The sequence below is a fragment of the Bacteroidia bacterium genome, from assembly GCA_023228875.1.
Taxonomy (GTDB): domain Bacteria; phylum Bacteroidota; class Bacteroidia; order NS11-12g; family UBA955; genus JALOAG01.
In genome coordinates, this window is record JALOAG010000007.1 from 15,231 (window position 1) to 40,595 (window position 25,365).

The following is a 25,365-nucleotide window of genomic DNA, read 5'->3' on the forward strand; positions in this document are numbered from 1 at the left end:
GTGCAGGAAATAGGAGAAGGACAAGGCGGTTTTACAGACTCTTTTAATGTAGGTTCAAATTTCGGACATGATGTAACCAATCTTGGGGATATAGACGGAGACGGAATAAATGACATAGCCGTAGGGGAAATGGGGTATATAAATTCTGATTCTTCGGGAAATTTTTATGGCAGGGCTTGGGTGCTGCTGCTCAATGCAAACGGCACAGTCAAGAAAAATATAGAAATAAACAGTGGAAAAGGCGGGTTCACAGGAGATATAAAAAGCGGGGACAGGTTCGGTTGGTCAATAGCTAAAATTCCAGACTTGGACGGAGATAGTGTTCCTGAACTTGCTATTGCAGCCCCAAACGACCAATCGCCCGCTAATGGCAATGGGGTTGTGTATATCCTTTTCCTCAAAGGTGTTCCGCAGGTGAGCGTGGCGCACATTGCAGCCCCTGCGCTTCAAGTGCAGGTGTACCCCAACCCCGCAAACAGCATGCTGCACTTTGACTTTGGGCAAACAGCACCAAGCGAGGCTACTGTGCAACTCTTTGATATGCAGGGTCGTTTGCTCCTCTCCCAAGAACTCCAAACACATTCCAATCCAGGTATTGATGTTTCAGGTATCAACACCGCAGGGGTGTATTACCTGCAAATAAACAACAATGGTTCTATACTCCACAAAAAAATACTGATAGAGAAATAATGCAAAATCAAGCCAATCATATAAATCATAAAAATCAAGGTTCAGACAGTGATGTGCTGCTCGTGGGCTTTGACCTGACCGAGAGCGAAGCCAAAGGCACTTGGGGAGAAGAAACAACACCTACAACAAGCATGGAAGCAGGTTGGTTTTTTGTGCTGGAAGAAAGAGCAGGGGATACGAGGTTTGGTGCGGGAATGCCAGAGGGGGCTACTGGGTGGAGTACCCCTCCTAAAGAATGGTCAGACTTACATTGGGGACATATAGCCCATGCAATGTATATAGCCGACAAAATAGAAGAACCTGACATAAGTGAGATTAACTTTATTGATACAGACATAGATTTATCAAGCGGTTTTTTGCCTGACTATCCTTGGGGTTTAAATTCTGCCAACATGGGGACGATTTTCTGCCGTAACGCATCAAAAGTATTAATTCACGCAAGCAATATGTTAAACCAAACAACTGAATAATCATGAAAAAGACACTTTTAAACACACTTGTACTGCTTACTCCTTTGTTCGTTTTTGCACAGGAAAACGGAGAAGTAAAAAGTATGCAGATACTTACTATGAACCAAACTACGGTTTTAGACTTTGGAGCGTCTGTATCCTCCTATTCTGCAAACAAAATCATTACAGGCTGTACTAATGGAACAGGTAACGGAGAGATTTTTATTCAAAATCTCAATTCCAACGGAATTGTGCAGTCTACTGTCAGAATAACTCGAAATGAAGGAGGCTTTGGAGACCATGCAATTTCAGGTCATCACTTTGGAGCATCAGTAACAAATGTAGGGGACTTAAACGATGACGGTATAGACGACATTGTAGTTGGAGCTCCTGCATTTAATGGTAGAAGAGGTTCATTGTGGTTTTTGTTCTTGGATGCAGACGGACAAGTAATAGGCGAAAGAAGATTAAGCGATACTACCCCGACCTTTCAACACTTGAATAATCTGGACAGGTTTGGAATAAGTGTTACTAATATTGGCGACATAGACGGCAACGGCTATGACGATATAGCCGTAGGCGCACCTTTTCAAAATATTTCTTCTTCCGACAACGGCTCGGTGTATATCATTTTGTTAGAAAAAGACGGAAAGGTAAAATCTTATTCACGGATTAACGACAACAACAACCTGTTTGGGAGAGAGCATTGGCATTTTGGTAGCAGTGTAGCCAACATAGGAGATATAGACGGGGACGGAAATACGGATTTAGCAGTTGGTGAACCTGATGATACAGATGCTTTATGGATACTGTTTCTGAACAGCAGCGGTACACTAAAAGGCGTACAGGAAATTGGAGAAGGTAAAGGTGGGTTTACAGATTCTTTTGATATCAATCCAAGTTTTGGACATTCTGTAACAAACTTGGGTGATATAGACGGAGACGGAGTAAATGACATAGCAGTTGGCGCAATCGGAAGAACATATATTGATTCGGTAGGCAGTTTCTTTGGTGCGGTATGGGTTCTGCTTCTCAATGCAGACGGCACAGTCAAAAAGAACATAAAAATAGGCAATGGCACAGGCGGCTTTACAGGAAATATAAAAAATGGGGACAGGTTTGGTTGGTCGGTTTCCAGAGTTCCTGATTTGGATGGAGATAGTGTTCCAGAGCTTGCGGTTGGCTCAACAGGCTTTGATGTTGCTTCGGGTTCGGGTGCGGTGTATATCCTGTTCCTCAAAGGCGTGCCGCAGGTGAGCGTGCCGCACATTGCAGCCCCTGCGCTTCAAGTGCAGGTATATCCCAATCCTGCAAAGGAGATGCTGCATATAAGCCTAAGCCAAGCGCAAAGCGGCAAAGTTTCCCTGCAACTGCTTGATATGCACGGCAGAGTAATTAAAACCCGACACTTCCCCAATGCCTTTGAGGAACTGCAGCTTGACATTTCAGACGTGCAGAGCGCAGGGCTATACCTGCTGCAAATAGAGCAGGGCGGGCAATTACTTCACAAAAAAATAAGGATAGAGAGATGAGGAGGGAACAAACACATTCAGCTTTCGCACGCTTCCGTCATTGCGAGGCACGAAGCAATCTCACAGGGATTGCTTCGCTCCATTTCATTACGCTCGCAATGACGAGAACGGACAGCCTCGCAATGACGGAAGCGTCAAATCACAGACTATTCATTTACTAAAAAAAGTAAAACTATGACATTCCAATCAAAACAAACCGACTACCTGAACGAAAGAGCCTTGCGGGACGAGGCGGAGAAAGAGTATATCAGAAGAAGAGAAAGACTCCGAATTCTGGAAGCAGAAATCGCCCGCAAGGAAGCAGCAGGAGATGAAGACACCGAAGACGAAGAAGAGGAACGCGATATTCTGGCGGCAACAGATAATTCTCTCCCTATCGACCCGCCCGAAGGCAGCGTTCAGGAAGCACAGATAGATTTTGAAGCACTCAAAGTCAGCACCCGCAGCAAATACCAAACCTTAGCCGCACACACCCCCCTGCACAAAAATCTTGTAAACAACCTGCACGACAAGTTCCCTATACTGCTGCTGCCTGTGCGGATAGAAACCCGCTTCTATCTGGATTCAGGCAACAAATATCACCTCAAAGTGCGTTTCTTTCCCGATGACGTGCATATAGAAAACCACGAATGGCTGCTCACCCCCTCCGAAACGCAGGACAGAGCCGCCTACATAGCTATTGCAGATGATACGGAAGCAACGGCAGAAGAGAAAAAAGCCGCATAGAACGCCCTTGCATCGGCACACGGCAGCCGGAGAGCCGCCTTTATTGTCAGCCAGAGCTCTGCCTTTGAGCAAAGCGAAGCATGGGTAAGACAGGCGGAAGCCCGCACCCTGCCCGACAAATTTGTAACAACTTTCTATTTCAAAGGGCAGTACGACCCCGATTACAGCTTTGTGGGCGAAGAGGAAAGCGCGCTTGTAAGCGACAGCGTAAAGCTGAGCTTAGACCCCAATGACGAAACACAGATAGACATCGACAGCAGCAATAACGACAACAGCAAAGATGATAAGATAGTCTTTGGCGAGTCGCTCGAATGGATGGGAGATTTCATCAAAGCGAAAAACTGCGGTATGGCAATAGATGTAAAACTTGAAGACCTGGACAGCAGCCTCAGCGGTTTGGCGCAAGTGGGGGTTCAGTGCTTCGTTTGAACATTTGTGCTAAATTTGAGTTTTTGGCTTTGTAGGAAGTTTAGTGATAAAAATCCCCACCATTGCAAAGCAAATAAACTTCTTTCAATCCCTTTAAAGAGTTCAATAATGCGTTCATCAGGTGCGCAACATAAAAGCCGCAACAGCAATGAGCGGCTTTTTTATTGAAAATAACTCCACTGCAACTTTCAACTTTCCTTACTTAACATATCTTTGCCCAAAAATTCAGAGAATATGAAATTATTAGAAAACAAAATAATTTTGGTTACAGGAGGCTCGAGAGGAATTGGGAAGGGAATCGCGGAAGGTATGGCGGCACAAGGTGCAAACATTGCCTTCACTTTTGTCTCCAGCGTTGAGAAAGCAAAGGCATTTGAAGAAGAGCTAAAAAACAAATATAGAGTCCAAGCTAAAGGATATCAATCAAACGCTGCCGACTTTGAAGGTTCTCAAAAATTAGCCGATGAAGTTATTGCCGACTTTGGCAATATAGATGTACTTATAAACAATGCAGGTATTACACGCGACACACTTTTGATGCGTATGTCTGAAGATCAATGGGATGAAGTGATTAATACCAATCTTAAATCTGCTTTTAACATAACAAAAGCATGTATGAAAACTTTTATGAAAAACAGAGCGGGTTCTATTATTAATATCACCTCTATTGTGGGCATTACCGGAAACGCAGGGCAAGCAAATTATGCAGCATCCAAAGCAGGCGTGATTGGTTTTACTAAATCTGTTGCTAAAGAATTAGGGAGCAGAAATGTAAGATGTAATGCGATTGCGCCCGGTTTTATTGAAACAGAAATGACCGAAGCCCTTAGCGAAGAAGTGCGTAATGCATGGACACAAAATATCCCACTCAAACGTGGCGGCTCTCCAACAGAAGTTGCGAATGCTTGTATTTTCTTAGCTTCCGACCTTTCTTCTTATGTAACCGGTCAAACGCTAAATGTGTGCGGTGGAATGGTGATGTAACCTTTTAGCGATTAGTATAATGCCTTTAGACCAAGGAGAGATTAATGAGTATAACAAAAAGGAAATGTCCTTTTTTGACCATATTGATGTGTTAAGAAAACATATCATTCGTTCTGTTGTTGTCTTAATTAGTCTTGTTGTTGTTTGCTTTACATACATAGAAACAATTTTTACTAAAATTATCATTGCGCCAATCAATGCTGATTTCTTTACTTACAGAATGATTTGTAAGTTCTCCCACTACTTTTATAACAGCGATAAATACTGCGTAGGTGACATCAAGATAAAGCTTATTAACCTTCAAATGCAAGGTCAATTTATAGAGGCGTTTAAGATTAGTATAATCTCTGCAATCGTAATCGGTTTTCCATATTTCCTTTGGGAATTATGGAGATTTATCAAACCGGCATTAAAGCCATCAGAACGCAAGTTTTCAAAGGGTTTAATTGCGAGCTGCTCTGCCTTATTCTTTTCCGGGGTATTATTCGGGTATTATATCCTCTCTCCTATTAGTCTGAACTTTTTTGTAGGATTTACCATTAGTGATCAAATTGCCAATGAACCAACATTTCAAAACATTGTGAGCCTTATCAGTTTCTTAGTGATTGGTACAGGACTTATGTTTGAATTACCCATTCTGATGTACTTTTTAGCAAGAATCGGTTTTCTTTCCTCTGAGACACTCAAAAAATATCGCAGACACGCTATCGTTGTCATCGTGATAGTAGCGGCAATTGTTACACCTCCCGATGTTATCAGCCAAATCATTTTAACTATTCCCATTTATTTACTATTTGAGCTGGGCATCAAATTAACCAAAGACATAGAACGTAAACGTCTAAAAGAAAATGAGCAATAAAATATTCCAACACATCCACATCGGCTCTGACCATGCCGGATTTCAACTGAAAGAAGAATTAAAATCATACCTTACAAAACTGGGTTATGAATATACCGATCACGGTACATTTTCAGAAGACTCCACAGATTACCCTGATTATGCACATCCACTCGCACAAGCGGTAGAATCAAATGCAGGGCATGGAGGAGTCTTAATTTGCGGTTCCGGCAATGGTGTATGTATGACAGCTAACAAACATGCTCATATTCGAGCAGCTCTTTGTTGGACAAAAGAAATTGCAGCCTTAGGCAGGTTACACAACAATGCGAATATTATTTGTTTGCCTGCACGCTATGTTTCTACACTTGAAGCTGAAGAAATGGTCAACACCTTTTTGACTACCCAATTTGAGGGTGGGCGACACGAAAGAAGAGTTGAAAAAATTTAGTCTGTTTGCGATGCTTTAACAAGCATTAATTCCTCACATCCACTCCCCACATCATCTTAGTACGCAGGGTGCTCATAAAATTCTCACCCTTGAGACGCGCGAGGTTGAAATTAAATCCTGCTCTTTTGATGGCAATTTGAATATTGGGGGTAAAACTTATAGACCTTGCATCTAAACTGGCTAAGAATGCTTTGCTCCTACCCTCAACCTCAAAGGCAAGGATATGGTCATCAGGAATTACAAACGGTCGAACGTTCAAATTATGAGGAGCAATGGGAGTTATGGCAAAACTTTCGCTCTTGGGGTGCAGAATCGCGCCTCCACAACTCAAATTATAGCCCGTACTGCCTGTGGGTGTAGAACAAATTAACCCGTCTGCCCAATAAGAATTAAAATATTCACCATTGAGGTAAGTATGCACTTTTATCATACTGGAACTGTCTTTTTTGCTTATTACGAAATCGTTGAGGGCATATTTAAAACTGAATAACTCTTCTGACATTTGCAGTTCAAGCACAGATCTTTCATCAATCACAAATGCGCCCTTCATATAGGCATCTATTGCCTTTTCAACATTGTCCGGTGTAATTGCTGCCAAAAAACCCATCCTACCTGTATTAATACCCAAAACAGGAACCCCTGTATCATGGACAATCATAAGCGTATCCAATATAGTCCCGTCTCCGCCAATGCTAATCAGCAAATCCGGCAACACAGCATCGCTTTTGTCAAAAGTGGAAAAACTGCGATAACGACTTACATCAAGTTTTTTTGAAACCTGAGATTCCGACACAACTGTATGCAACCAAACCTCTGAGGATAAACTATCTAAATAATTTACAACCTTTATCAATGTATTGCGAGACAACTCCTTTGATAAATCGCGTGCATAAACAGCAATGAGCATAGGCTTGAGTGTATTTCGGCAACAAATGTAGGAATGTTCAGACAATAACAAATAAAACCGAGCGATTAATCCGCACAATCAAAAACAAACATTCTCTTTATTTTGCTTATTTTTATTGATGTATGGGAAAATACATTAGGCAAAATTATGTAACTTGCGCACCGTTTTAAAGGACACTACCACATTTAGTTAAAATAAAAAAATCTATATCAATTATGTCAGAGAAAGCAAAAATCATTTTAGAGGGCAAGGAATACGAATTGCCTGTTATTACAGGAACCGAAAACGAAAAAGCAATTGACATCTCAAACCTGAGAAGTATGACTGGATATGTTACCTTGGATGTAGGATACAAAAACACCGGTTCTACAAGCAGTGCTATTACTTTTTTAGATGGAGAACAAGGTATATTAAGATACAGAGGATACAGCATAGAAGAACTGGCTGAAAAAGCTACGTTTACTGAAGTAGCCTACCTATTGTTAGAAGGAGAACTTCCCAACGCTACACAATTAGAAAATTTTAACAACGAAATCAAAGTACACACTTTGGTAAATGATGATTTACAAAACATTTTCAAATCGTTCCCTACCGGTTCTCACCCCATGGGTCAGCTTATATCCATGATGTCTGCTCTCTCTGCATACTACCCTAAATCATTAGATCCGAACAGACCTGATGACCAAAAGAGAAGAACCATGTTAAGACTCATTGCAAAAATGCCAACACTTTGTGCAATGATTTACAAAAAACGTACAGGACATCCTTTTATCTACCCTAACAACAAATTGGATTATGTATCCAACTTCTTGAATATGACCTTTAAACATGTCTCTGATGACTACGAAATAGACCCGGTGTTTGTTGATGCCATGAACAAGTTGCTCATTTTGCACGCAGACCACGAACAAAACTGCTCTGCCTCTACTGTCCGCTTAGTAGGTTCATCAAATGCAAGTTTGTATGCATCAATTGCTGCCGGAGTAGCAGCACTTTGGGGTCCTTTGCACGGTGGTGCAAACCAACAAGTGCTTGAAATGCTTGAAAAAATAAGAGATGACGGTGGAGATGTAGCTAAGTTCATTAACAAAGCAAAAGACAAAAATGACCCATTCCGTTTAATGGGATTCGGACACAGAGTTTATAAAAACTTTGACCCAAGAGCCAAAATCATTAAAAAAGCTTGTGATGACATCCTCAATAAACTGGGCATCAATGACCCTGTGTTGGAAATAGCTAAAAAACTCGAAGAGGTTGCATTACAAGACCCCTATTTTGTAGAAAGAAAACTCTATCCAAACGTAGATTTCTATTCAGGAATCATATACAGAGCAATGGGCTTCCCTACAGACATGTTCACTGTACTATTCGCATTAGGAAGACTACCGGGCTGGATTTCTCAATGGAAAGAAATGACAAAAGAAGGTCAACCTATTGGCAGACCTCGTCAAATCTATACCGGATACAACCAAAGACCCTTTGTTGAGATTAGCAAACGCTAACTTCAACGCTTATCATAACAAAAAGCCGTTTCTCAATAAGAAACGGCTTTTTTATTTACCAAGCTTGCCTCATTTCTTCAACACCAAGACAATCAAAACATCGCATTAATAGAACAACTAATTGAATTGATTCTAAATCTCCCCATTTCTTCACAACCACGTGTCAATTCCATACCCTCCTGCCCCATAATAGCAAACTATTGAAGTTTTAATTTAACTCAGAACTTGGCTTTAGCGTGGGTTTTCTGGCTTTCATTTTTCTGTATAATTATGATAGGTCGTGTCGTCTTTCAGGGTGAGGCATAACGGCAGTCCATCTAATAACCCCTTTAGTTTTTAATTTCCGCTACTAAACCACGTATTTAGTTCAAATTTAAGCAACTTTAAAGAAGACTTTTTCAAAAGTAGATTTCCTTAAAGTGAAAAATAAAATGCTGTAAAACGGTTTAAAATCGCTTGTCAGAACTGAGAAATTAATGCCAAGTACTCTTAGGTGCTTTTTGAGGTCTTTTTGGTCTAAAATATTGAAGATTCTGAGGAGGTTGAATGCAGTAAAAATCAGCCCGCAAAGGCAAGCTATCGACAAACAAAACAATCAACCGAACCTCATTGTCTTGTTCGATGAGTTCTTCCAAGCTGTAAAACACTATTAGATTTCTATTTTCACCATCAATATATTTCATAATGTAAATATACTGAAAATCAAATAGATGAGCTACTTTTCGAGATGCAAGTGATTAAAAATCTGCAAGTTGATAAGCAGTTGTGGTTTTAGACATTTTGGCATTACACCGTTTTAATTTGCATAGTCTATGAAATCTTGCATTATTTCTTAGTGATTAATTGTGATTTATGTGGGTAGTCTAACAATGACCGCTAACTCATTTATACCCCTCACAAAACCACGCCAATACAACCAATAGATGTTGGCGTTGCGCCATAAGTGTGAGGGTTTATTGAATTGGGATTATATACTTTTTTTTCTTGTACAAATCCAGATGGACTGTATCTTTATTGCAAACTCAAAACTACGGGTTATTCCCTTTGGGGCTGTTGATCTTGCACGGGAACCTTTTTGGGAAAAATCAAACTTGCTATGATTGCAAGGACAATGATACCTAGAATGATGAACAACGACACATTGGAATCAATTCCTATTTTCTCATACCATTCAGCAAAAATCAGTTTAGAACCAATAAATGTGAGCAATATGGACAAACCGTATCCCAACAAGTGAAACACATTGACAAAATAAGCCAACAAGAAGAACAAACTTCTGAGTCCTAAAATAGCAAAGACATTTGAGAAGAAAATAGTATATGGATCAAGGGTTACGGCAAAAATAGCCGGCACTGAATCCATCGCAAAAAGCAAATCTGAAAACTCTATTACTAAAATGACAATAAATAATGGAGTGAAATAAAATTTGCCATCGTTTTTGTGTCTAAAGCCAATATGCCCTTTTACATTACGAGGAAAAACAGACAAGAACTTAGAAACATAACGTGCAAAGCGTCTGTTAGTGGTACCTTCTTCTTCGCCTTTGTTTTGTATTTGGTCAATCAGCATTTTCACACCTGAAACTACCAATGCTGCACCAAAAATATAGAGTATCCAATGAAATTCATGTACTAAAGCAGATCCGGCAAAAATGAAAACAAACCTCATAATCACCGCTCCAATAATCCCCCACTCTAATACAGTCTTATAATATTTCTTTTCTACATCAAATGATTTAAAAATTAACAGCATCACAAACAGATTATCAATTGACAGCGAATATTCAATAAAGAATCCGGTCAGATATTGCAACGAAATTGTTTTGTTATAAGCTTTTAAGTCTGCAATAAAATCCGTTCCTGTCAGCAGAATCTTATGGTTATACAAATCATTCACCTTTTTGATTCCTGCGAGGTCTTCAATCCCATGTATCAGATGACCGTAATGCCTTAAAAATACATAAAACAACATTGCAAAACCAAACCAAACCGAAGTCCAAATGAGCGCTTCCTTAAATGAAACTTCGTGCTTTTTTCGATTAAATACTCCCAAATCAAAAATGAGAATACCAAAAATCAAAACATTAAAAGCAATAAAAAAAATGACTTCGTTTGACATACAATACGTCTGTGTTTAGTTGATAATAACGTTGCGAAAATAGATGAATATCACCATTTAAAATGGCGCATTGGGTTCTGATTTCATGTGATTAAAAGTGAGTTTCCTCAAAATTCCGGGAGCAAACTTACTCAACAAATAACTCAATTTGCCTTGCAAGGTCATGATGACTTGTTTTTTGCGTCTTTCAACTCCATTTAAAATAATGATTGCAACTTGTTCGGCAGACATCATGCTTTGTTCATTACGTGGAGATTCTGATTGTGCTTTTCCATGGGCATCCAATGCAGCATGTCGAATATTTGACTCTGTAAACCCCGGACATGCTATCATTACGTGCAATCCTGTTTGGAGGTTTTCAGTTCTGAGAGCTTCTAAAAATCCGTGCATCGCAAATTTTGAAGCAGCATAACCGGTTCTTCCCGGCAAACCATTAAACCCTGCTACCGAACTTACCCCAACAACAGTTCCTTTAGATTGTAACAAGTAAGGCATTGCAGCACGAGTACAATAAACAAGTCCAAAGAAATTTACTTGCATCACCTGCTCAATGACCGAAACATCTAATTGAGCAAAATTTGCCCTCATACTAATACCGGCATTGTTGATTAAAACATCAATACCTCCCATCTTTTCTACTGCGAATTGCACAAAAGCCTCACAACTGTTTTGTTGGGTAACATCTAATTGCGTGAAATACAAATGTTGGGTATTTTCCTGCAAGGATAACTCCTGCAAGGCAGCTACATTACGCGCACCCACACAAACATAAGCTCCCCTCAAGAGTGCTTCTTTTGCCAATGCCCTTCCAATGCCTGATGATGCACCTGTAATTACAATCCGTTTCCCTTTTAATTTCATTTGTATGTTGCAATATTATTCAAAAATCATTCGGCTCCATAAACTGAATTCAACAGTTGCTCTGCATAATAGGGAGCTAAGGTAACTCCTTTAGATCCCATGCCATTCAACACATACATCCCCTTTATTTGTTCATGTTCTGCAAACATGGGTCTTCCATAGTGAAATGCGGGTCTAACGCCTGCCTTTATCTCTTTAATAGCATACTTTCCTTGCAAAAAATCATCTAAACGCTCTTTTAAAAAGTCGGTTTCTTTTTGTGTTGGCTCATAATCCATACGATCCCATGTATAAGTAGAACCTACACGTGCAGAATGTTTACCGGTGGGTAACATAAAAACTTGTTTATGATAAATGGTCGGTTCTAACTCAAATGCTGTTTCTATTTCAAACACTTGTCCTTTGACCGGATTATATGGCAAATGAGGAAATTCAGGTTGTGTGCGTTCAAACTCTCCCCTGCACAGAAATACTTTGTCAAATTGACTATTTTCAAACAAAAATCCATGTTCCTTTATTTCAATATCTTGTCCAACGATGGGTGACCCAACAACAAACCTGTCGGCAACTTGAAACATTTTTCTTACCGTTGAAATAAATAACGGCAAATCAACCCAACCTGTTGATTTTACTAGATAACTGCCAAAATCTGAACGAATGTAATCAGGAAAATGTCCATGATATTCCTCAATCCATACCGCTGTTTTATCAGTACCGACTAACACATCCCAATCGTTTTGTTCTTCAATATCTTTACAAAGATGGATGAGAGGCATACGGTGAAAAAAACTAACTTGAAGTTGCTTTTCAACTTGTAAATAAAAATTTGCAAAATGTGCAAAGAGTGATGCTGCGTTCCAAGTAATTTTTAGTCTGCCTACAACTATTGGGTTAAATAGTCCTGCTGCTACGTTGGAGGAAGTAAATTTTCTGTTTTCGTCCACTACCCAAACTTCATGTCCGCGCGCCTTTAGTTGGAGAGCTATTACTGAGCCTGTCAAACCTTGTCCAACCACCAACACCCTCTCTTTGTTCATGGCGCACAAAAGTAAAACAAGGATGAAATTTATCATTCATAAAATCACAATTCTTACTGATTCCGGGAAATGAACATGATAAATTTTACAACAAGAATGAAAACGCTGATAAATGTCATTGATTTATCGCATTGCAAGGTCTAATTTCGCTGCCAAATAAGAGAAGTGAAAAAATACTTTCTTACATATTTTGTTTTGACCTGCTTTATACTTCAAAACACGTCTCAAATATGGATTATCACTTCTTTTTATATCCAAAGAGACTTCATAGCAAAGACATTATGTGAAAACAGATTTAACAAAGATTCTCAATGTGATGGTAAATGCTTTCTTACACATGAATTGAAAGAGAACAACAAAAATCAAGAAGAGCAGTTCCCTGATTTAAAAGTACAAGAATTACAGCTTTTCTCCGCTCCTTACGCACTTGCCGACTTATTTCAAAACAAATTCTTGAACTCCGATTCGAAAATTCACATTCCGGACAGCATCGGAATATGTTCAGAAATTGCATTTTCAATTTTTCACCCGCCTCAATTCATTTGATTGTATTGTTATTTAAGCACTAAATTCCTCAATACAAAATGTGCGGGTTTTTAGTGTACTTCCATAGCTACTGATGCGCATGCATACGGATGGCTTATATCTTAGCACATTTTGAAAATAAAATTTTAAATAAAAACAACAATGAAGACAATTCAATCAATCATGCTCAACACCGTGATCTTTTTCATGGGAGCATCCATACTTTTAACATCATGTAAAAAAGAAAACATGACTGAACAACCTAAAAGCACAAACGAAGTGCAAGGTTTAAAACTCGTTTCAACCTTAGAAAACAACACCCATAAAATCAATTTATATACACTAAACGGGAAATTTTCTATGGGGTATAACTCAGTATTCTTTCAAATAAAAAATACAGATGGAAGTCTTGTAAAGAATGCAACTGCAACCTGGCAACCGATGATGCACATGATGAAAAAATCTCACTCATGTCCTTCATCCTCTATCAAGAAAAAAGCAGGTGCAACATCTACCTATCAAGGCAGCATTGTTTTTCAAATGGCAAGCAATGACCAAGAATATTGGGAACTCACAGTGAACTACACCATTGATGGCAAAGAATACAGTGCTACTGACACCATAGTTGTAGAAGCAGTAACCAATCGTGTTGTCTCTGTGTTTAAAGGAAGTGACAACATTTCATACATTATCGCATTGGTTGAACCAAGCCAGCCAAAAATCGGGATGAACGCAATGAAAGCCGTTTTATACAAAATGGTTGACATGAATGCATTTGAGCTTGTACAAGGGTTTAAAATCAATATCGACCCTCGTATGCCTGATATGGGCAATCACAGTTCCCCTAACAATATCAACTTGATTGAGGACAATGAAATGTATGTTGGAAGTGTAAACTTTACAATGACAGGTTTTTGGAGAATCAGTTTGATGGTATATGATTCATCTGACGACCTTATCAAAGGAGAAGAAGTAACAATAGACAACCCAAACAGCAGTTTGTTTTTTGAAGTAGGATTTTAAATTTTTCATAGTGCAACGGTTTCAAACATGTAGGGATATGGCGCAGATAAAAAATCAATTTTCTGTATGTAACAACTCCCATATCCCTGCCCTGTTGCATTACGTTCAAAAAATGAAAGCAACTTTATTCAGTTTTATTTGTTTATGTCCTTTTGCAATATCAGCACAAGAAAGTCCCAATGATTCAATCAGTAACAAAATATTGGACGAGGTCAATATTGAAAGCAAGCGTTCAACTAAAGACGTTGCTCGCAAACCTCTGACAAGTTTGGAAGGGTTTTTAGAAGGCAACAAATCCATCAATTTAGTTCGGAGGGGTGCTTACGCATGGGAACCATTTTTGAACGGTATGAGTTCTGAACGTAGTGTCATTACCATAGATGGCATGAGGATTTATGGGGCGTGTACCGACAAAATGGACCCTGTAACTTCTTATGTTGAAATTTCTAATCTTTCAAAAGCATCCATACACAGTGGTCAAAGCAGTTCTGTTGGAGGCTCCTCCATTGCAGGCAATCTTGACTTGGTGAGAAGAAAGGGAAATTTTGGTGAAAAGAATTTTAAAAGCTCAGTATTTTCAGGATTAGAAACCAATAACATGCACAAAATACTCGGAACGAGCATTGCATTTTCAAGTCCCAAATTTTTCTCAGACTTCGATTTAAGTTTTCGCGATGCCGGAAATTATAGAGCAGGTGGCAATCAAGAAATTCTAAATTCTCAATTTACCAAATACAATACATCTGCCATCCTTGGGTATAAGATTAATGCGCACCAAGAATTAGAAGCATCTGTGATTTACGACATCGCCACTGACATAGGTTATCCTGCGCTCCCTATGGATGTATCTTTGGCGCGGGCAATCATTGGCTCATTGGAATATTCTCGACATCATATTTCACATCATGTTAAATTATGGAAAACCAAAATCTATTATAACCATGTAAAACACATCATGGACGACTCACACCGCCCCGATGTACCCATTAGAATGGATATGCCCGGACTTAGTTCAACTGCCGGATTTTACTCATTTGTTCAAGGGAAAAGCGGAAGTCATTTGTGGAAGAGTACATTGAGCGGACATCATAATAATTCCTATGCAGAAATGACTATGTATCCCGCCAATCCTAACAGCAGCCCAATGTTTATGCTGACTTGGCCCGATGTTAACACCAACTACATAGACTTTTTTATTGAGGATTATATTCCTTTAACTTCCAAACTAAAATCCTTATTTAGTATGGGTATTGCCTTGCACAACAATACTATTCAAAACGAACTTGGCATTAACAGTTTAAGAATTTTTTATCCGCAATTTCAGGATTCAAAAAACAGATTATTAAAAAGACTTTCGGGTACTTTACTTTATGAACCCGGCAGGTGGAATATTTCCTTGAGTTTAGAATATGGCGAACGTGCTCCCAGCGTGTCAGAAGGATATGGGTTCTACCTTTTTAATAGTTTTGATAAATACGATTATATAGGCAACCCGGAGATGAAGAATGAAAAAAGTGCCAATGTGAGCGGCAAGATTGCATACAAATCCAACCGATTTTCATGCAAACTCAACAGCTCATTTTTTTATCTTTCAGATTATATCATTGGAATCCCTGACAGCAGTTTGGTTCCTATGACCCTTGCAGCAGATGGCATTCGCGTTTACACCCAAATTCAACATGCGCAAATCTTTAATTCATCGATCGAATGTAGCTACCATTTTCACAAGAATTGGGTGTGGACTTCAAGTTTAAGTTATCGCAAAGGCGTTGGCGCGACTATCGGGAATCTGCCTCTCATCCAACCTTTTTCTTACTCAAGTGAAATCCGTTTTGCCACCAAGACCTTTGACATAGAAGCAAAATTCTCTGGTGCTGCATCCAACAAATCATTTAACCCTAACTTTGGAGAAACATCCGTAAAACCTTACTCACTTTTTGATATATCCGCTTCTAAACATTATAAATGGAAAAACCAGCGTCTCAATATCAAAATCGGGGCAGAGAATATTTTTGATGTCAAATACACTACGTTCTCGGATTGGAATAGAATCCCACGACCCGGACGTAATTTCTATGTGAATCTGATTTGGGAAATATAGTAAGAGCCATTGAGAAAATAAAATCAACAAAACGCAGGTTTACTTTGATTTAGAAAACCATTTTTGGGCATTGGGTCTGCGGTGTGGGCATCCTGGCCAACAACACGGTTGTCGCTTCCCTTCTAGCAAGTCATGTATCAAACGTTTGATATGCTCAACTCTAGTTTCGCTCTTCTTCACAATGGTTATCCAACAAATCCATTCATTGCGTTGAATGGGCGTAAGCTTATTCCATTTCTCCAGCGCATCCTCATTTGCAATCAATGGCTGTTGAACGTCTTCCGGCACTTCATGTAAAATACCATTTAAAATAGGCTGATTCATAGGCTTGTTTGATGTCGTTTGTTTTGATTTCGATTGCGTAGCAACTTTATTATAACTGTAACGATTAATACTTGTCAACTCGCATTCAATTATCTCTTGAAAATTTAGTTTGCTAAATTATGTTTTAAAACTGAGCTATGCACTTTGCGGCATTATTTATTCTTAATTCTGTTTCAAATCATTTGAAAACCCTTTATATAACTATACTCTTTTCAAGTTTAAACAACCTGCAAGATTTCCACTTCTGCATTATTAAAATTAAACTTCTCTCCTGCTATCTTTCCTTTGATTGCATGGGCTATTGGGGCGACTCCCGAAATACAGAGAACTTCTTGTCCATTCACGAGCAGTTTACCCAAAGATACAGAAATGAAAAAAGTCTTATCGGATGTCATTACTACAGATCCAAAACCAATTTTTTCATTATTGCTGATTCCCATTCTATCCATTACTTCCAGCATTTTCTTTGTCTCCAACAATTGATTGGAAATTTTTTCACCTTCTTGTTTTAACATCTCAATCCCGGTTTCATATTTATCTCCACTCGAGTTTTTTTCTTCTCCCTCGCTAGCTTCCTCAATATCTGTTAGCATTTTTTTGAACCCTTCTATTTTGTCATAAAGGTTTTGTTTAACTTCTTTAATCAGAAGTCTTTTATAGTCAATATTTAACATAAATGTTTTATTCAGTATCTGTTCTAAAACCGGAGAAATCCTTGCGTTTCAACTCAAAGTGTTTACCCAAATACACCTTTCGCACTAATTCATCATCGGCAAGTTCTTCGGCAGTACCTTGTTTGAGTAATTTACCTTCAAACAACAGATAGGCACGGTCAGTAATACTTAATGTTTCTTGAACATTGTGATCTGTAATCAAAATACCAATATTCTTTGTTTTAAGACTTGCAACAATCCCTTGTATATCCTCAACTGCAATGGGATCAACTCCGGCAAAAGGCTCGTCTAATAAAATAAATTTGGGTTCTGAAGCTAATGCACGTGCTATCTCTGTCCTCCTACGTTCTCCACCTGACAGCACCATTCCGGGGTTTTTTCTTACCTTTTGTAAGCTAAATTCATTTAGTAACGATTCTAATTTATCTTGCTGCACTTCCTTGCTAAGTTTACGCATTTCAAGTATCGCTTTTATATTATCCTCAACGGTAAGTTTTCTAAAAACAGATGCTTCTTGTGGCAAATATCCAACACCCAATTGAGCGCGTTTATACATAGGAAGTTTGGTAATATCTTGTGTATCTAAAAACACTTGTCCTTCATCCGCTTTAACCAATCCAACTACCATGTAAAAAGTGGTGGTTTTGCCGGCTCCATTCGGTCCCAGCAAGCCAACAATTTCGCCTTGATTGACTTCCACAGTTACGTGGTTTACAACAGTGCGCTTTTTATATGTTTTAACAAGATTTACAGCACTTAATTTCATGCTCGGATATCTTTTAGTTTTAACTGAATACTCACACGCCCATTGAAATTATTCCATTCTAAAGAATAACAACAATCAAACCCTTCTTGATTTCTTACTATTGAATATTTATCTGCCATATTAAACCCTATTCCATCGAACACTACGCCACTTTGTTTACCAACAATACGAAGATGTTTTTTTTTCAACACCCTTGAGTTTCCTATATCTTTGATTTTATTAGATCTGAATACAGGGGACATATTGCCTGGACCAAAAGGTTTAAACCTATCCAACAAACGCATAAACTTATCATTGATATCGCTAAAATCAAGTTCGGTATCATATTCAACAGAAGGGTTTATTGCATCTTCTGTAATTGTACTTTGTACCACTTGTTCAAATTTAAGAGCAAACGCATCAAAATGTTCCTTTTTCACACTAAGTCCTGCTGCATACTTATGTCCCCCATATTGCAATACATACTCCCCACAAGAGCCGATAGCTTCATGTATGTCGAATTCCTTTACTGAGCGCGCAGACCCTGTGAGCATACCATCATTTTCACTAAAAATAATGGTAGGTTTATAATGATATTCTATCAACCTGCTGGCAACAATTCCAATCACACCTTTGTGCCATTGATTACCATACAAAACAGTTGTGCGTTTCCTTAAATATTCTTCATTGTTTTGAATTAATTCAAGCGCTTCTTTTGTGATATCAGAGTCCTTATCCTTTCTTTCAGAATTATGTTCATCTAAGACCTTTGCAGCTTTGATAGCTTGGTGAAAATCAGTTTCAATCAGTAATTTAACAGAATCTTTTGCATCAGAAATCCTTCCTGAGGCATTGATTCTTGGTCCCAAGCCAAACACTATATCACCTACCTCATAGTTGTCTTTAATGATATAACTCTGCATCAGTGCTTGCAGTCCTACACATGGGTTGCTATTGAGTTTTTCCAATCCCAAATACATGAGCACTCGATTTTCATCCATCATATCCACAATATCGCTGGCTATACTAACAGCAACCAAATCTAAATATTGCATCACTTTGGATTCATCCATATTGCGTTTGTGAGCTATAGCCTGAATAAGCTTAAACCCAATACCACATCCTGATAACTCTTTGTAAGGATAGGCACAATGAGCTTGCTTAGGGTTCAATAAGGCAACAGTTTCTGGTAATTCTTCACCGGGTAAATGGTGGTCACAAACAATAAAATCTATGTCTAAAGTTTTAGCATAATGAATCAATTCTATACTTCGGGTACCACAATCGAGTGCAATAATTAATGAGAAACCATTTGTTTTAGCCCAATCAATGCCGATTTTGGATACACCATAGCCTTCTTTGTATCGGTCCGGTATGTAATAATCAATTTTATCTTGCTCCCACAACTCTCTTAAGAACGAGTAAACTGTTGCTACCGAAGTCGTTCCATCAACATCATAATCACCATAAATAAGGATTTTCTCACCGTGTTGCAATGCGTTTTCTATTCTTTCAACTGCACGCTCCATATCTTTCATTAGATAAGGGTCATACAATTGAGAAAATTTTGGTTTAAAAAATGCTTCTGCTTGGTCATAAGTCTCTACTCCTCGTTGCACCAACAGTGTGGCAATCTTTTCAGGAATATTCAACAAATTAGAAAGGTGTTCAATCTTACGTCTATCGGGTTGTGTTTTCTCTTTCCAAATAAATTCCATGATTGCTTTTGATGACGGCAAATGTAAGCTATAATGAGATTATAAACTGTTGAAATTTCAATCAATCACAGCGAAAAAAACGTCAATTTATTGCGTCTTATTTGCTAATTGTCCACAAGCAGCATCAATATCCTTGCCCCTGCTGCGTCTGATTACCGCCAGCACATCGTGTTTTTTAAGAATAGAGGCAAAACGTTCCATTTTGGTAATGTTTGAGGCTTTAAAATCTGCGTTATCAATAGGGTTGTATTCAATTAAATTCACTTTTACTTTAGGAATTTTACTTGCAAATTTGACAACGTTCAAAGCGTCTTCATCAGAATCATTGGTGTTGTTAATGACAACATATTCCAATGTAATTTGATTTTTAGTTTTAGAATAGAAATAGCGTAACGCTTCTTGCAACTCTTCTAAAGGATTCGAATCGTTGATAGGCATAATGGCAGAACGTTTCACATTATCAGCCTCATGCAAAGAGAGCGCAAGATTAAACTTCACACCGTCATCTGCCAGCTTCTTTATCATCTTGGCAATCCCTGATGTTGATACAGTAATCCTTTTTGCAGCCATCCCTAAGCCTTGTTCTGAAGTGATATGTTCTACACTTTGCAAAACATTTTGATAATTCAACAATGGCTCTCCCATCCCCATATAGACAATATTACTTAAAGGAAGTCCATAGTATTCTATGGCTATTCTATTAAGCTCAACCACTTGGTCATAAATTTCTCCTGCTTCCAGGTTTCTTTCTCTTTTCAAATAACCCGTAGCACAAAACTTACAGTTGAGACTACACCCTACTTGTGAAGAAACACAAGCTGTCATCCTTGTTTCAGTAGGTATCAAAACGCCTTCTACAATATTCCCATCAAACAACTTAAATGCACACTTGACAGTTGTATCAGCACTCTTTTGGGTTGCAGTAGTAACCAAACTGCGTATTTCAAAATTCTCTTTGAGTTTTTGTCTTAACGCTAAAGACAAGTTTGTCATGTCATCAAAACTATGCGAAGAAAACTTCCACAACCACTCATAAACTTGTTTTGCCCTAAATGGTTTTTCATCCCAACTTTTAAACTTCTCTGTAATTTCATTCAGAGACAGCTTCCTGATATCGATTTTTGATTCCAATTGAATTGACTAAATAATAATAAGACTTACAAAAGCAAGTCAAGTTCCTTATGCTTCATACCATACATCTCTGCTAATATTGGACTTGTCAACTGTCCATAGTACACATAGACTCCTCTGCGTGTACCAACCATCATTTTTAGATAATCGTTAAAACGTCCGTACTCCGAAATTTCCATCAGTAGTGGAGTAAGAATATTGCTCAGCGCGTAACTTGCAGTACGGCTCACACGCGATGTGATATTTGGTACACAATAATGAATGACATCATGCTTTCTAAAAATGGGTTTTTCGTGAGTTGTAATTTCAGAAGTTTCAAACACACCCCCATGATCAATAGAAATATCTATGATGACAGACAATGGCTTCATATTCTCTACAAACTCTTCAGGAATAATCACAGGTGCCAACCCTTTTTTACCTCTAAGAGCACCAATCGCAATATCACAAGTCTTCAGCGCTTCTTTTAAAATTTTTGGGTGCAAGGTAGATGTGTAAACTTGTTGCCCGACATTTTCTTGCAACCTTCTCAATCTATATAATTCATTGTCAAAAACTTTGACAGAAGCCCCCAACCCCAATGCTGCTCTTGTTGCATATTCTCCAACCGAGCCGGCTCCAATAACCACAACTTGTGTTGGAGGAATACCTGTAAATCCACCAAGCAATTTGCCTTTGCCAACATGTGAACTACCAAGATATTCAGCACCTATCAAAACGCTGGCATGTCCTGCGATCTCACTCATTGCTCTAACAATAGGGAAACTACCGGATTCGTCTTCGAAAAATTCATAAGCAATGGCAACAATTCTTTTTTGCATCATTTTTTTCAAAATGACAGGGTCTAAATTTTTAACTTGAAGAGCTGAAATAAGAATCTGATCTGGTTTCATTAAATCAACCTCTTGCGCAGTAGGTGGCGCTACTTTGATAACTATATCTGCTTTATAAATTTCCTCTTTAGAACTTACAATAGTTGCACCGGCTTCGGCATATTGTACATCAGGAAAATTGGATGCTTTTCCGGTATTTTGTTCAATAATAATTTGATGTCCGTTGTTCACTAAAAAATGTACAGCTGACGGGGTTAAAGGCGTACGATTTTCTTGATATGTGATTTCCTTTGGAATACCGATAAACAAGTTGTTTTTTTTCTCTTTAAGCGGTGCAGCCATTTCTTGAGGCTGCATGACGGCTTCTTCGGCTAATTGTTTAAGGGAATTGTAGCTATTCTTTGTCATAAATTTAGGATGAAAATTCCTTATACAAACATACAAAGAATTTCTGCAAAGATAGTACTATTGAAAGAGTCTCGATTTGGAAAAATATTTCAAATTATCATAGCATCCACATATTTAAGAGGGGGCTTCAACTTTTGAATAAACACAAAAAGCCTCCTAAAAAAATAGGAGGCTTCTTGATACAAATTCTAGACTAACTTAAGATACTTTTTTTAAGATAGCATCGAATGCTTCAGGGTTGTTCATTGCTAAGTCTGCAAGAACTTTTCTGTTCACATCGATATTGTTTTCTTTCAATTTATGCATAAATTGAGAGTAAGAAATTCCACGTTCTCTTGCAGCAGCATTGATACGGATAATCCACAATGCTCTGAAATTACGTTTTTTGGTTTTTCTGTCGCGGTATGCATACTGCATCCCTTTCTCAACTGCATTTTTTGCAACTGTCCAGACATTTTTTCTACGTCCGAAATACCCTTTAGCTCTTTTTAGAACTTTTTTTCTTCTGGCTCTTGAAGCCACATGATTAACTGACCTTGGCATAATTTATATTTATTTTTTGCTCCCTAAGCGTTTGCTACAAACAAACTTCAAGCTTGGGCGCGGGTTTATTTAATTTCAATTAATTACTTTCCGATAGTTAACAAAAACTTCACATTAGAGGTATCAGCAACATCAACAATCGTTGACTTACCTAAGTTTCTTTTCCTCTTGGTTGATTTCTTTGTCAGGATATGGCTTTTGAAAGCCTTATTTCTTTTAATTTTACCTGTTCCAGTAAGACTGAATCTTTTCTTAGCACTGGAATTTGTTTTCATCTTTGGCATAATACAGCTATATTATATTTTTATTTTTTACTTCTTAATTTTACCGGGAGAAAGCATGATAATCATCTTCTTACCTTCCAACACCGGCATTTGATCTACCTTAGCAAAACCATCTTCTGTTATCTCCTGTATAAAACGAAGCAACAGCGCCTCTCCTCTTTCCTTAAACACAATGGTTCTACCTCTAAAGAATACAAAAACTTTCACTTTAGCTCCATCTTCTAGAAAAGATCTCGCATTCTTGAGTTTAAAAGCATAATCATGATCATCAGTGTTAGGACCGAAACGGATTTCCTTCACTACTGTAGGCGTAGCATTAGCTTTTATCTCTTTTTGCTTCTTCTTTTGCTCGTATAAGAACTTTTTGTAGTCCATAATTTTAGCAACCGGAGGCTCTGCATTGGGAGAAATAACCACAAGGTCTAACCCTTGTTCGTATGCCAATTTGAGAGCATCTGCAGTGTCCATTATGGAATTATTGGTATTTTCACCCACTAATCTCAGATGGGATTCTTGAATATTCTCGTTAATGCTGTGCAGGTTCTCTTTTATAACCCTTCCAATAAACTTTTTTGCCAAATTATGTACTTAGTTTTGTAATTCTTCTTTAATGGTTTTTTGTATCAACTGAGCGAAATCTTCAACCTTCATACTACCCAAGTCCACACCCCCATGTTGCCTTACAGAAACAGTCCCTTCCGCCATTTCCTTCTCTCCTGCAATCAACATAAAAGGTATCTTTTGTACCTCTGCATCTCGTATCTTCCTTCCCGTCTTTTCCGACCTCGCGTCAATCGAGCCGCGAATATCGTATTTTTTTAGTATGTTAAAAACTTTTTCTGAATATTCTTGAAATTTATCGCTGATGGGGAGAATGATATATTGATCCGGAGTTAACCACAAAGGAAATTTACCTGCAGTATGTTCAAGTAAAACAGCGACAAAACGTTCCATAGAACCAAATGGGGCGCGGTGAAGCATCACGGGGCGATGTACTTTATTGTCACTGCCAATGTATTCCAACTCAAATCTTTCAGGCAAATTGTAATCCACTTGAATGGTACCCAACTGCCATGAACGCCCAATTGCATCTTTTACCATAAAATCTAATTTAGGTCCATAAAAAGCTGCCTCTCCATATTCTATAACGGTCGGCAAGCCTTTCTCTTTGGTTGCCTCAATAATATCGTTTTCGGCTCTCTCCCAATTTTCTGCACTTCCAATATACTTGCTTCTATCATTTTGATCTCTCAATGACACTTGGGCAGTAAAGTTCTCAAACTTTAAAGTTTTGAAAATGTATAAAACAATGTCAATTACATTATTAAACTCTTCTCGCACTTGATCCGGACGACAAAATATATGGGCATCATCTTGTGTAAAACCACGCACTCTGGTTAAACCATGTAATTCCCCACTCTGCTCATATCTATACACAGTTCCAAATTCGGCATAACGAATAGGCAACTCTTTATATGAATGAGGTTTGGCTTTGTAAATTTCACAGTGATGGGGACAATTCATCGGTTTGAGAAGGAATTCCTCTCCCTCGGCAGGAGTATGAATGGGTTGAAAGGAATCTGCTCCATATTTTTCATAATGTCCTGATGTTATATACAGTTGTTTATGTCCAATATGAGGAGAAATTACTTGCTCATATCCAAACTCTTTTTGCTTTTGCATGAGAAAAGTTTGTAACCTGCCTCTCAAATCAGCTCCTTTGGGCAACCAAAGTGGAAGTCCTTGTCCAACTTTGGTTGAAAAAGTAAACAATTCCAACTCCTTACCCAATTTGCGATGGTCGCGTTTCTTCGCCTCTTCTAACAATACCAAGTACTCTTCTAGCTCGGACTTTTTTGGAAAAGTAATGCCATAGACACGGGTAAGTTGCTTTTGTTTTTCATCTCCACGCCAATAAGCTCCGGCAGTCGCGGTCAATTTCACTGCTTTAATATGACCTGTATGAGGAATATGTGGACCTTTGCACAAATCTGTAAAGTTCCCTTGTGTATAAAAGGTTATTTTCCCGTCTTCCAACTCATTTAACAAGTCAATTTTATAAGGGTCTTGTTTGGCAGTAAAATAAGCAATGGCTTCTGATTTAGATATCGGTTTACGTATGTATTCAGCATTATTTTTTGCCAACTCCATCATCTTTTTCTCAACTTTATCAAAATCATCAGAAGAGAAATTATAGAGTCCAAAATCTATATCGTAATAGAAACCATTTTCAACCGGAGGACCAATACCCAATTTAATACCGGGATAAAGGGATTCTAACGCTTCTGCCAATAAGTGAGCAGACGAATGCCAAAAAGTACTCTTACCTTCTTTGTCGTCCCATTTAAGCAATTGAAAATTCGCATCTTTCTCTATCGATCGTGACAAATCCCATACTTCTCCATTCACTTTGGCAGCTAACACCACCCTTGCAAGACCCTCGCTAATACTTTGCGCAATCTGCATACCGGTAGTTCCCTTTGGATAATGCCTAATACTGCCGTCAGGAAGGGTAATATTGATTTCAGACAT

At 38.4% G+C, this 25,365-nt stretch carries 27 protein-coding genes; 12 read left to right on the forward strand and 15 right to left on the reverse strand.

Annotated features, from left to right (window positions below; all coding sequences use genetic code 11):
* The 8 genes from M0R38_08255 to rpiB all read left to right on the forward strand — a co-directional run bounded on the left by M0R38_08255 (nt 1) and on the right by rpiB (nt 6,099).
* On the forward strand, nt 1–690 hold the full coding sequence (locus M0R38_08255; protein ID MCK9481734.1) for a T9SS type A sorting domain-containing protein: 690 nt from the start codon (nt 1–3) through the stop codon (nt 688–690).
* The gene (locus tag M0R38_08260; GenBank protein ID MCK9481735.1) at nt 690–1,160 is read left to right on the forward strand and encodes a hypothetical protein; all 471 of its coding nucleotides are present in this window, start codon (nt 690–692) and stop codon (nt 1,158–1,160) included. The genes M0R38_08255 and M0R38_08260 overlap by 1 nt, the downstream gene beginning before the upstream one ends.
* A gap of 2 nt (nt 1,161–1,162) precedes the next feature.
* Nucleotides 1,163–2,671, forward strand: a complete 1,509-nt coding sequence (locus tag M0R38_08265) for an FG-GAP-like repeat-containing protein (protein MCK9481736.1) — start codon at nt 1,163–1,165, stop codon at nt 2,669–2,671.
* 174 nt (nt 2,672–2,845) lie between these two features.
* A complete protein-coding gene (locus M0R38_08270) occupies nt 2,846–3,397 on the forward strand; it encodes a hypothetical protein (GenBank protein MCK9481737.1) in 552 nt (183 codons plus the stop codon).
* 171 nt (nt 3,398–3,568) lie between these two features.
* Complete coding sequence (locus M0R38_08275) at nt 3,569–3,826, forward strand: hypothetical protein (GenBank protein ID MCK9481738.1); 258 nt, start codon at nt 3,569–3,571, stop codon at nt 3,824–3,826.
* Between the two features lie 234 nt (nt 3,827–4,060).
* Nucleotides 4,061–4,810 (forward strand): 3-oxoacyl-[acyl-carrier-protein] reductase, encoded by a 750-nt coding sequence (gene fabG / locus M0R38_08280; GenBank protein MCK9481739.1) that lies wholly within the window; start codon nt 4,061–4,063, stop codon nt 4,808–4,810.
* Between the two features lie 19 nt (nt 4,811–4,829).
* Nucleotides 4,830–5,669 (forward strand): twin-arginine translocase subunit TatC, encoded by an 840-nt coding sequence (gene tatC / locus M0R38_08285; protein MCK9481740.1) that lies wholly within the window; start codon nt 4,830–4,832, stop codon nt 5,667–5,669.
* Complete coding sequence (gene rpiB, locus M0R38_08290; GenBank protein ID MCK9481741.1) at nt 5,659–6,099, forward strand: ribose 5-phosphate isomerase B; 441 nt, start codon at nt 5,659–5,661, stop codon at nt 6,097–6,099. Before tatC ends, rpiB begins: the two co-directional genes overlap by 11 nt.
* Before the next feature lie 25 nt (nt 6,100–6,124).
* Here rpiB and M0R38_08295 read toward each other — a convergent pair whose 3' ends face one another.
* Nucleotides 6,125–7,006 carry an NAD kinase gene (locus M0R38_08295; protein MCK9481742.1) on the reverse strand — a complete coding sequence of 294 codons (882 nt, stop codon included), beginning with the start codon at nt 7,004–7,006 and terminating at the stop codon, nt 6,125–6,127.
* A 215-nt stretch (nt 7,007–7,221) separates the two neighbouring features.
* Between M0R38_08295 and M0R38_08300 the strand changes: the two genes are divergently transcribed.
* A complete protein-coding gene (locus M0R38_08300; protein MCK9481743.1) occupies nt 7,222–8,508 on the forward strand; it encodes a citrate synthase in 1,287 nt (428 codons plus the stop codon).
* A 473-nt stretch (nt 8,509–8,981) separates the two neighbouring features.
* Here the strand turns inward: M0R38_08300 and M0R38_08305 are convergent, their stop codons facing one another.
* From M0R38_08305 to M0R38_08320, 4 genes are all read right to left on the reverse strand, one after another.
* Nucleotides 8,982–9,191 carry a hypothetical protein gene (locus tag M0R38_08305; GenBank protein ID MCK9481744.1) on the reverse strand — a complete coding sequence of 70 codons (210 nt, stop codon included), beginning with the start codon at nt 9,189–9,191 and terminating at the stop codon, nt 8,982–8,984.
* A 352-nt stretch (nt 9,192–9,543) separates the two neighbouring features.
* Nucleotides 9,544–10,626 carry a TerC/Alx family metal homeostasis membrane protein gene (locus M0R38_08310; GenBank protein ID MCK9481745.1) on the reverse strand — a complete coding sequence of 361 codons (1,083 nt, stop codon included), beginning with the start codon at nt 10,624–10,626 and terminating at the stop codon, nt 9,544–9,546.
* Nucleotides 10,627–10,683: 57 nt separating this feature from the next.
* On the reverse strand, nt 10,684–11,487 hold the full coding sequence (locus tag M0R38_08315) for an SDR family oxidoreductase (GenBank protein ID MCK9481746.1): 804 nt from the start codon (nt 11,485–11,487) through the stop codon (nt 10,684–10,686).
* 26 nt (nt 11,488–11,513) lie between these two features.
* A complete protein-coding gene (locus M0R38_08320; GenBank protein ID MCK9481747.1) occupies nt 11,514–12,524 on the reverse strand; it encodes an FAD-binding oxidoreductase in 1,011 nt (336 codons plus the stop codon).
* Nucleotides 12,525–12,689: 165 nt separating this feature from the next.
* Between M0R38_08320 and M0R38_08325 the strand changes: the two genes are divergently transcribed.
* From M0R38_08325 to M0R38_08335, 3 genes are all read left to right on the forward strand, one after another.
* On the forward strand, nt 12,690–13,070 hold the full coding sequence (locus M0R38_08325) for a hypothetical protein (protein ID MCK9481748.1): 381 nt from the start codon (nt 12,690–12,692) through the stop codon (nt 13,068–13,070).
* A 141-nt stretch (nt 13,071–13,211) separates the two neighbouring features.
* Nucleotides 13,212–14,072 (forward strand): FixH family protein, encoded by an 861-nt coding sequence (locus tag M0R38_08330; GenBank protein MCK9481749.1) that lies wholly within the window; start codon nt 13,212–13,214, stop codon nt 14,070–14,072.
* A 37-nt stretch (nt 14,073–14,109) separates the two neighbouring features.
* Nucleotides 14,110–16,173 carry a TonB-dependent receptor plug domain-containing protein gene (locus M0R38_08335; protein ID MCK9481750.1) on the forward strand — a complete coding sequence of 688 codons (2,064 nt, stop codon included), beginning with the start codon at nt 14,110–14,112 and terminating at the stop codon, nt 16,171–16,173.
* Nucleotides 16,174–16,212: 39 nt separating this feature from the next.
* On the opposite strand, the gene M0R38_08340 is transcribed toward M0R38_08335, so the two are convergent.
* From M0R38_08340 to thrS, 10 genes are all read right to left on the reverse strand, one after another.
* Nucleotides 16,213–16,497: a YdeI/OmpD-associated family protein gene (locus M0R38_08340; protein MCK9481751.1), complete on the reverse strand. Its 285-nt coding sequence runs from the start codon at nt 16,495–16,497 to the stop codon at nt 16,213–16,215.
* A gap of 218 nt (nt 16,498–16,715) precedes the next feature.
* Nucleotides 16,716–17,171, reverse strand: a complete 456-nt coding sequence (locus M0R38_08345; GenBank protein ID MCK9481752.1) for a hypothetical protein — start codon at nt 17,169–17,171, stop codon at nt 16,716–16,718.
* A 7-nt stretch (nt 17,172–17,178) separates the two neighbouring features.
* Nucleotides 17,179–17,937, reverse strand: a complete 759-nt coding sequence (gene lptB / locus M0R38_08350; protein ID MCK9481753.1) for an LPS export ABC transporter ATP-binding protein — start codon at nt 17,935–17,937, stop codon at nt 17,179–17,181.
* Nucleotides 17,934–19,634, reverse strand: coding sequence for a single-stranded-DNA-specific exonuclease RecJ (gene recJ, locus M0R38_08355; protein ID MCK9481754.1), 1,701 nt, complete (start codon nt 19,632–19,634; stop codon nt 17,934–17,936). The genes lptB and recJ overlap by 4 nt, the downstream gene beginning before the upstream one ends.
* An 87-nt stretch (nt 19,635–19,721) precedes the next feature.
* Entirely contained in the window at nt 19,722–20,753 is a 1,032-nt protein-coding gene (gene rlmN / locus M0R38_08360) for a 23S rRNA (adenine(2503)-C(2))-methyltransferase RlmN (GenBank protein MCK9481755.1), read from the reverse strand.
* A 38-nt stretch (nt 20,754–20,791) separates the two neighbouring features.
* Nucleotides 20,792–22,006, reverse strand: a complete 1,215-nt coding sequence (locus M0R38_08365) for an alanine dehydrogenase (GenBank protein ID MCK9481756.1) — start codon at nt 22,004–22,006, stop codon at nt 20,792–20,794.
* Between the two features lie 198 nt (nt 22,007–22,204).
* Nucleotides 22,205–22,549 carry a 50S ribosomal protein L20 gene (gene rplT / locus M0R38_08370; GenBank protein MCK9481757.1) on the reverse strand — a complete coding sequence of 115 codons (345 nt, stop codon included), beginning with the start codon at nt 22,547–22,549 and terminating at the stop codon, nt 22,205–22,207.
* A gap of 83 nt (nt 22,550–22,632) precedes the next feature.
* Nucleotides 22,633–22,833 (reverse strand): 50S ribosomal protein L35, encoded by a 201-nt coding sequence (rpmI, locus tag M0R38_08375; protein ID MCK9481758.1) that lies wholly within the window; start codon nt 22,831–22,833, stop codon nt 22,633–22,635.
* A 27-nt stretch (nt 22,834–22,860) separates the two neighbouring features.
* Nucleotides 22,861–23,412, reverse strand: coding sequence for a translation initiation factor IF-3 (gene infC / locus M0R38_08380; GenBank protein ID MCK9481759.1), 552 nt, complete (start codon nt 23,410–23,412; stop codon nt 22,861–22,863).
* Between the two features lie 9 nt (nt 23,413–23,421).
* Complete coding sequence (gene thrS, locus M0R38_08385; protein MCK9481760.1) at nt 23,422–25,365, reverse strand: threonine--tRNA ligase; 1,944 nt, start codon at nt 25,363–25,365, stop codon at nt 23,422–23,424.

Excerpts from the sequence above, each read along its gene's own strand:
- M0R38_08260 (MCK9481735.1), top strand. The coding sequence starts at position 690 with ATGCAAAATCAAGCCAATCATATAAATCATAAAAATCAAGGTTCAGAC.
- M0R38_08265 (MCK9481736.1), top strand. The coding sequence starts at position 1,163 with ATGAAAAAGACACTTTTAAACACACTTGTACTGCTTACTCCTTTGTTC.
- M0R38_08270 (MCK9481737.1), top strand. The coding sequence starts at position 2,846 with ATGACATTCCAATCAAAACAAACCGACTACCTGAACGAAAGAGCCTTG.
- fabG (MCK9481739.1), top strand. The coding sequence starts at position 4,061 with ATGAAATTATTAGAAAACAAAATAATTTTGGTTACAGGAGGCTCGAGA.
- tatC (MCK9481740.1), top strand. The coding sequence starts at position 4,830 with ATGCCTTTAGACCAAGGAGAGATTAATGAGTATAACAAAAAGGAAATG.
- rpiB (MCK9481741.1), top strand. The coding sequence starts at position 5,659 with ATGAGCAATAAAATATTCCAACACATCCACATCGGCTCTGACCATGCC.
- M0R38_08295 (MCK9481742.1), bottom strand. The coding sequence starts at position 7,006 with ATGCTCATTGCTGTTTATGCACGCGATTTATCAAAGGAGTTGTCTCGC.
- M0R38_08300 (MCK9481743.1), top strand. The coding sequence starts at position 7,222 with ATGTCAGAGAAAGCAAAAATCATTTTAGAGGGCAAGGAATACGAATTG.
- M0R38_08305 (MCK9481744.1), bottom strand. The coding sequence starts at position 9,191 with ATGAAATATATTGATGGTGAAAATAGAAATCTAATAGTGTTTTACAGC.
- M0R38_08310 (MCK9481745.1), bottom strand. The coding sequence starts at position 10,626 with ATGTCAAACGAAGTCATTTTTTTTATTGCTTTTAATGTTTTGATTTTT.
- M0R38_08315 (MCK9481746.1), bottom strand. The coding sequence starts at position 11,487 with ATGAAATTAAAAGGGAAACGGATTGTAATTACAGGTGCATCATCAGGC.
- M0R38_08320 (MCK9481747.1), bottom strand. The coding sequence starts at position 12,524 with ATGAACAAAGAGAGGGTGTTGGTGGTTGGACAAGGTTTGACAGGCTCA.
- M0R38_08330 (MCK9481749.1), top strand. The coding sequence starts at position 13,212 with ATGAAGACAATTCAATCAATCATGCTCAACACCGTGATCTTTTTCATG.
- M0R38_08335 (MCK9481750.1), top strand. The coding sequence starts at position 14,110 with ATGGCGCAGATAAAAAATCAATTTTCTGTATGTAACAACTCCCATATC.
- M0R38_08340 (MCK9481751.1), bottom strand. The coding sequence starts at position 16,497 with ATGAATCAGCCTATTTTAAATGGTATTTTACATGAAGTGCCGGAAGAC.
- M0R38_08345 (MCK9481752.1), bottom strand. The coding sequence starts at position 17,171 with ATGTTAAATATTGACTATAAAAGACTTCTGATTAAAGAAGTTAAACAA.
- lptB (MCK9481753.1), bottom strand. The coding sequence starts at position 17,937 with ATGAAATTAAGTGCTGTAAATCTTGTTAAAACATATAAAAAGCGCACT.
- recJ (MCK9481754.1), bottom strand. The coding sequence starts at position 19,634 with ATGGAATTTATTTGGAAAGAGAAAACACAACCCGATAGACGTAAGATT.
- M0R38_08365 (MCK9481756.1), bottom strand. The coding sequence starts at position 22,006 with ATGACAAAGAATAGCTACAATTCCCTTAAACAATTAGCCGAAGAAGCC.
- rplT (MCK9481757.1), bottom strand. The coding sequence starts at position 22,549 with ATGCCAAGGTCAGTTAATCATGTGGCTTCAAGAGCCAGAAGAAAAAAA.
- rpmI (MCK9481758.1), bottom strand. The coding sequence starts at position 22,833 with ATGCCAAAGATGAAAACAAATTCCAGTGCTAAGAAAAGATTCAGTCTT.
- thrS (MCK9481760.1), bottom strand. The coding sequence starts at position 25,365 with ATGTCTGAAATCAATATTACCCTTCCTGACGGCAGTATTAGGCATTAT.